The 6,072-nt window shown below is 65.0% G+C and carries 6 protein-coding genes; 4 read left to right on the top strand and 2 right to left on the bottom strand.

Translation table 11 applies throughout. From position 1 onward, the window contains the following. Positions 1-61 precede the first annotated feature (61 nt). Positions 62-1,009: a methionyl-tRNA formyltransferase gene (gene fmt / locus AC1DYX_RS26450; RefSeq protein WP_477264418.1), complete on the bottom strand. Its 948-nt coding sequence runs from the start codon at positions 1,007-1,009 to the stop codon at positions 62-64. Between the two features lie 8 nt (positions 1,010-1,017). Further along, positions 1,018-1,545: a peptide deformylase gene (gene def, locus AC1DYX_RS26445; RefSeq protein WP_477264416.1), complete on the bottom strand. Its 528-nt coding sequence runs from the start codon at positions 1,543-1,545 to the stop codon at positions 1,018-1,020. A 374-nt stretch (positions 1,546-1,919) separates the two neighbouring features. Between def and AC1DYX_RS26440 the strand changes: the two genes are divergently transcribed. The 4 genes from AC1DYX_RS26440 to AC1DYX_RS26425 all read left to right on the top strand — a co-directional run. Further along, a complete protein-coding gene (locus AC1DYX_RS26440; protein WP_477264414.1) occupies positions 1,920-3,047 on the top strand; it encodes a LysM peptidoglycan-binding domain-containing protein in 1,128 nt (375 codons plus the stop codon). Between the two features lie 30 nt (positions 3,048-3,077). Beyond that, positions 3,078-4,214, top strand: a complete 1,137-nt coding sequence (gene dprA / locus AC1DYX_RS26435; protein ID WP_477264412.1) for a DNA-processing protein DprA — start codon at positions 3,078-3,080, stop codon at positions 4,212-4,214. A 133-nt stretch (positions 4,215-4,347) separates the two neighbouring features. After that, positions 4,348-4,812, top strand: a complete 465-nt coding sequence (locus tag AC1DYX_RS26430; RefSeq protein ID WP_091669847.1) for a Smg family protein — start codon at positions 4,348-4,350, stop codon at positions 4,810-4,812. 285 nt (positions 4,813-5,097) lie between these two features. Beyond that, on the top strand, positions 5,098-6,072 hold a 975-nt coding region (locus AC1DYX_RS26425), incomplete at its 3' end, for a DNA topoisomerase (RefSeq protein ID WP_477264409.1).

The following is a 6,072-nucleotide window of genomic DNA, read 5'->3' as shown; positions in this document are numbered from 1 at the left end:
CAGCCGGCGCCATCCGGCTGAGGCCCTTCTTTATTGATGTAACTATTGATGTAACACGACGTTACGCGAACGCGAGCCCGTCGAACGAAAAACCCTTCAGGAATTCGGCCGCTGCCAGGCGCTTGCCGCCTGGCTTTTGCAATTCCGTCAAGCGGAGCGCACCCGCACCGCAGGCGACGACGATGCCCTGGGCGTCAGCCTGCAGCACCTGGCCCGGCTGTCCTTGGCCGTCGGCCGGCTGGGCGTTCCAGACCTTGATCGTCGTCGCGCCTGCCTGGCCATGCGCGCCCGGGAACGGATTGAACGCGCGCACCTTGCGCGCCAGTGCCAAAGCCGGCAGCGTCCAGTCGAGCTTCGCTTCTTCCTTGCCGATCTTGGCGGCATAGGTCACGCCTGCCTCCGGCTGGGGCACGGCTTCCAGCCGGCCCTGCGCCATCTGATGCAGCGCATCGACGATCATGCGGCCGCCGAGGGCCGCCAGCTTGTCGTGCAGGGTACCGGTCGTGTCCGTGTCGTCGATGGCCACGCGCTCGATCAGCAGCATCGGCCCCGTGTCCAGGCCTTCTTCCATTTCCATGATGGTGACGCCCGTCTCCGCATCGCCCGCTTCGATCGCGCGGTGGATCGGGGCGGCGCCGCGCCAGCGGGGCAGGATGGACCCGTGGATATTGATGCAGGGTTTAATGTCCAGGGTGGAGCGCGGCAGGATCAGGCCATACGCGGCCACGACCATCACATCGTAATCCGTGGCCAGCAGGCGCTCATGCGCGGCTTGCGCCTCGCTCGCGCGCTGCGGGTCCTTCGCGTCCATGCGCAGCGACAGCGGCTGCAGCACGGGAATGCCGTGCGCGACGGCGACCTGTTTTACGGCGGATGCCTGTAACTGCATGCCGCGGCCGGCCGGACGGTCCGGCTGGGTCAGCACGAGCGGCACCTCGAAGCCGGCGTCCAGCAGGGCACGCAGCGCGACGGCGGCGAATTCCGGCGTGCCGGCAAAGACGACTTTCATCTTCGCGGTCATGCGCGGCGGGCGGAAGAGCGCTGCATGTCGCGCTCTTCCTTCTGCAGCTTGGTCTTGATGCGGTTGCGCTTCAGCGGCGACAGGTATTCCACGAAGACCTTGCCCATCAAGTGGTCCATCTCGTGCTGGATGCACACGGCCAGCAGGCCGTCGGCTTCGAGCTCGAACGGCTTGTTGAACTGGTCGACGGCGCGCACTTTCACGCGCGAGGGACGCTCGACACCGTCATAAATGCCCGGCACCGACAGGCAGCCTTCGTCGTAGACCTGTTTTTCCGGGCTGGACCAGACGATTTCCGGGTTGATGAAGACCAGCAGGTCGTCCTTGGTCTCGGTCACGTCGATGACGACCACGCGCTCGTGCACGTCGACCTGCGTCGCAGCCAGGCCCACGCCGGGCGCTTCGTACATGGTTTCGGCCATGTCCGCCACCAGCTTGTGGAGGTGGTCGCCGAATTCGGTGACCGGCTTGGCGACCTTGTGCAGGCGTGGGTCGGGGTAGCGGAGGATGTTCAGTAAGGCCATGGCTGTGTATTCGAAGTTACTCGGTAATCGTTATATTGGGTTGCGCAGACATAAACGCAACACGCCGCCCCCGCTGGCGGGCACGGTTGGGCACGTCGAAAAACCTGCTGCGCGTTGCCCTGTTGCCCTGCGATGCTCACTGTACTACTCGTACAGCTGCGCTTCTCGGACAACATGGCGGCCGCTCGCGACGGTTTTTCGAGGTACCCAATTTGTCTTGCTAGTTCAGGGATTTCTCGGCAGAATTTGATTCAGTAAGGCAACTCTTGCGCCCCTTCTCGCTCCGCGGTGCGGTCGAAGAGTCGTCGGTTTCCTGCTTTGTTGCCGGCTGCGGTGGCGTAGCGCGATCATTGCCGCACTTTACGGACTCTCCAATGAAAAATTTTAGCACAGGCGCTGCCCGGTCGCTCATGACCCGCGCCACCGCCGCGGCCGCATTTACCTCCGTGGTGGCATGTCTCGGCGCCGGCCCGGCCCAGGCCGCCACCAGCTGTTCGTTCCGCCCGAATGCCCCCGACCAGCACGTCGTCGTCAAGGGCGATACCCTATGGGACATTTCCGGCACCTTCCTCGAGCATCCATGGTGCTGGCCCCAGGTTTGGGGCCTGAACCGCGACGAGATCCGCAATCCGCACTGGATCTATCCCGGCCAGATCGTGTATTTCGATCGCGCCCATGGTCGCCTGACGCTGAACCGGCCGGGCGCCGGAGCGGACGCCGGCCAGCCGCCGCTGGTGCGCCTGTCCCCGCAACTGCGCACGGAGCGCATGGACGAGGACAATGCCGTGCCCGCCATCCCGCCCGGCGCGATCGAACCTTTCCTGACCCAGCCGCTCGTCGTCGAGCCGCAGGCGCTGGCCGGCGCCGCACGCATCGTCGCGGCGCAGGAAGACCGGCTTTACCTGGGCGAGGGCGACCGCATCTATGTGCGCGGCGCACTCGACGGCGCGACCAGTTTCCAGGTGTTCCGCCCGGGCAAGGAATTGCGCGATCCGGACACGAACCTCGTCGTCGCCCACGAGGCGGCCTATGTCGGTACGGCGCGCCTGGTGAAGGCAGCGGGGCCGGGCACGGACGTGCACACATTCGTCGTCACTCGTTCCGTGAAGGAAATGGGCGTCGGCGACCGCCTGCTGCCGACGCCGCCCACGCCGCTGCGCAACTACGTGCCGCACGCGCCCGCGCGACCGGTGGCGGCGCGCGTGATGGCCATGGCGTCCGAATCGAACTTCGCTTCGCAGAACCAGGTCGTGACTGTCAATCGGGGCACACTTGACGGACTCGATGTCGGCGCCGTGCTGCAGCTTTATCATCTCGGACAGACCGTGACGGACCCGGAAAGCAAAGGTTTCCTCGGGTTCGGCAAGGCCAAACTGAGGCTCCCGGACGAGCAATACGGCGAACTGTTCATCTTCCGGGTTTTCAACCACGTCGCGTATGGCCTGGTCATGCAGGTGACGGCACCCGTCCAGATCGGCGACGTCGCGCGATCACCGGAGTAGAGTACCGTGCAGGACGCGGACCTTCACGCAGTGCCTGCACTATCCCCCTCCCGGCTGGCGGCCTGGCTCCGCCTGGACCGCTGCCCCGGCATCGGCCCCCGCACGGCCGCCGCGCTGCTGGACGCCTTCGGCAGCCCGGAGGCCGTCTTCGCCGCCGGCCATGCCGCATTGGCGGCCCGCGTCGGCCCGGCGCTGGCGCATGCGCTGCTGCAACCGCCAACCGAGGCAATCTGCCGCCTGCTGGACGCCACGCTGGCGTGGCTGGAGGCCCCCGGCCACCGCGTCCTCGCGCTGGGCGAGCCCGGCTATCCCGAACTGCTGGCCCGGATCCCCGATCCACCGCTGCTCCTCTATATTAGAGGCGATGCGCGGCTGCTGGACGGGCCTTGCCTCGCCATCGTCGGCAGCCGCAACGCCAGCGTGCAGGGCAGGGCGAACGCGACGGCCCTCGCCGAGGCCTTGTCCGGGGCTGGGCTGTGCATCGTGTCCGGCCTCGCGCTGGGCATCGACGCCGCCGCGCACGAAGGGGCGCTGCGCCGCTGCGGCGGCACCATCGCCGTCGTCGGCACCGGCCCCGACCAGGCGTATCCGGCCCGTAACCGCGTCCTGTGCGAGCGCATCGCGCAGGACGGCTGCATCGTCAGCGAATACCCCATCGGCACGCCCCCCATCCCAAGCAATTTCCCCAGGCGTAACCGGATCATCAGCGGACTCGCGGTCGGCGTGCTCGTCGTCGAGGCGGCGGCGCAATCCGGTTCGCTGATCACGGCCAGGCAGGCTGCCGAGCAGGGGCGCGACGTGTTCGCCATCCCCGGTTCGATCCACGCGGCGCTGGCCAAGGGGTGCCACACGCTGATCCGCGAAGGCGCCCGGCTCGTCGAGACGGCGCAGGACGTTTTGGAAGCCCTCGCGTTATCACCATTGCTGGCAGCGCATCTACCCGAGCCGGATATCAGGATCGATGACATGCCCGGCCAGGATGCCGGCACGCAGGCCGGATCGGCGCTGCTGGCCGCCCTCGGCCACGATCCCGTGGCGCCCGACGTGCTGCTGGCCAGGCTCGGCTGGCATGCGGGTGAGCTCAGCGCGAACCTGCTCGTGCTGGAGCTGGCGGGGCGGATCGAGCGATTGGCCGGAGGCCTCATCCAGAGAACAGGAAACGGCTAAACAGGCGATAATGCGAGGAAAATAAGGTGGCGAACCCGATAAGGCCGATAAACAACGCCGGCATTTCCTGGCGGTAGTGGAGCACGTGACGCACTTGTGCCACACGAAGCTTAGCTGCTACAGTAGCGTCACCATGTTCGACATCCTAGTCTACCTCTACGAGACGTATTACCGTCCCGATGCCTGCCCCGAGCCGGCTGCCTTGGCACGCAAGCTGTCTGCCGTCGGTTTCGACGATGTCGAAATTTCCGAAGCGCTGGACTGGCTGAATGGCCTGACAGAAATGGCCGGGACCACCAACCCCGCCCTCGAATCGAGCGGCACGCGCTTCTACATCGCCCAGGAAGTCGACACGCTCGGCAGCGCCGCCGTCGGCTTCATCCAGTTCCTGGAACTGGCCGGATTGTTGTCCGCGTCGCAGCGCGAGATCGTCATCGAACGCGCGCTGGCGCTGGACGAGTCGCCCGTCACGCTGGGCAAGCTGAAGATCATCGTCCTGATGCTCCTGTGGAGCCAGGGCAAGGAGCCGGATGCGCTGATGTTCGACGACCTGTTCGGTTCGGACGAGGAAGATGCCGCGCCGCGCCTGCTGCACTGACACTTGTAACAGATACGATCGATAATATATGGAACGGGGCTGCGGCCCCGTTTTTTCTTGCGCTAAAGCAAGATCCCGCGTATTTTTCGAGGCAGCATGGCCGGGTTGCCGCAATGCGCACGCAGGCACAGTCTACTTGCGGATTGCGCGCCAACCCGCTTATCATTGGCCGCTACCTGCCAATAGTTACTAATAAGCTAACAAAGGATCGGCTGACCGAGCCGTTTCCCTCTACGGCTCATGTATGATGCGCGAGCCAAGCCCAGAACAAGTACGAGAAACCATATGACCAAAGCCCTCATCATTGCCGAAAAGCCCTCCGTGGCGAACGACATCGCCAAGGCGCTCGGCGGCTTTACCAAGCACGATGAGTATTTCGAATCCGACGAATACGTCCTGTCGTCCGCCGTCGGCCACCTGCTCGAGATCGCGGTGCCCGAGGAGTACGACGTCAAGCGCGGCAAATGGAGTTTTACGCACCTGCCGATGATTCCGCCGTACTTCGCGCTGAATCCGATCGCGAAGACCGAGTCGCGCCTCAAAGTGCTGAACAAGCTGATCAAGCGCAAGGATGTCGATACCCTGATCAACGCATGCGACGCGGGCCGCGAAGGTGAACTGATCTTCCGCCTGATCGCCCAGAACGCCAAGGCCAAGCAGACCGTCAAACGCCTGTGGCTGCAATCGATGACGCCGAACGCCATCCGCGACGGCTTCGCCCACCTGCGCAGCGACCAGGAAATGCTGCCGCTGGCCGATGCCGCCCGTTGCCGCTCGGAAGCCGACTGGCTGATCGGCATCAACGGTACGCGCGCGATGACCGCCTTCAACTCGAAGGAAGGCGGCTTCTACCTGACGACCGTGGGCCGCGTCCAGACGCCCACGTTGTCGATCGTCGTGGAGCGCGAAGAGAAGATCAAGAAATTCGTGCCGCGCGACTACTGGGAAGTGCGCGCGGAATTCCGTGCCGCCGCCGGCACGTATGAAGGCCGCTGGCTCGACACGAAGTTCAAGAAGGACGACGACCCGGAAAAACGCGCCGAGCGCCTGTGGGCCAAGGTCGATGCGGAAGCGATCGTCGCGGCCTGCATGGGTAAGCAGGGCAAGGTTACCGAGGAATCGAAACCGACGACGTCGATGGCGCCTGCGCTGTTCGATCTGACGTCGCTGCAGCGCGAGGCCAATGGCCGCTTCGGCTTCTCGGCCAAGAACACGCTGGGCCTGGCCCAGGCGTTGTATGAAAAACACAAGGTACTGACT

The sequence above is a fragment of the Massilia sp. P2_C2 genome (assembly GCF_056404615.1).
Note: the sequence above shows the minus strand (reverse complement) of the source record. Positions and strands in the feature narration are given on the sequence as shown.

What these genes read in the sequence shown, in the direction of transcription:
- fmt (WP_477264418.1), bottom strand. Translation starts at nt 1,009, where the DNA reads ATGAAAGTCGTCTTTGCCGGCACGCCGGAATTCGCCGCCGTCGCGCTG.
- AC1DYX_RS26430 (WP_091669847.1), top strand. Translation starts at nt 4,348, where the DNA reads ATGTTCGACATCCTAGTCTACCTCTACGAGACGTATTACCGTCCCGAT.
- AC1DYX_RS26440 (WP_477264414.1), top strand. Translation starts at nt 1,920, where the DNA reads ATGAAAAATTTTAGCACAGGCGCTGCCCGGTCGCTCATGACCCGCGCC.
- def (WP_477264416.1), bottom strand. Translation starts at nt 1,545, where the DNA reads ATGGCCTTACTGAACATCCTCCGCTACCCCGACCCACGCCTGCACAAG.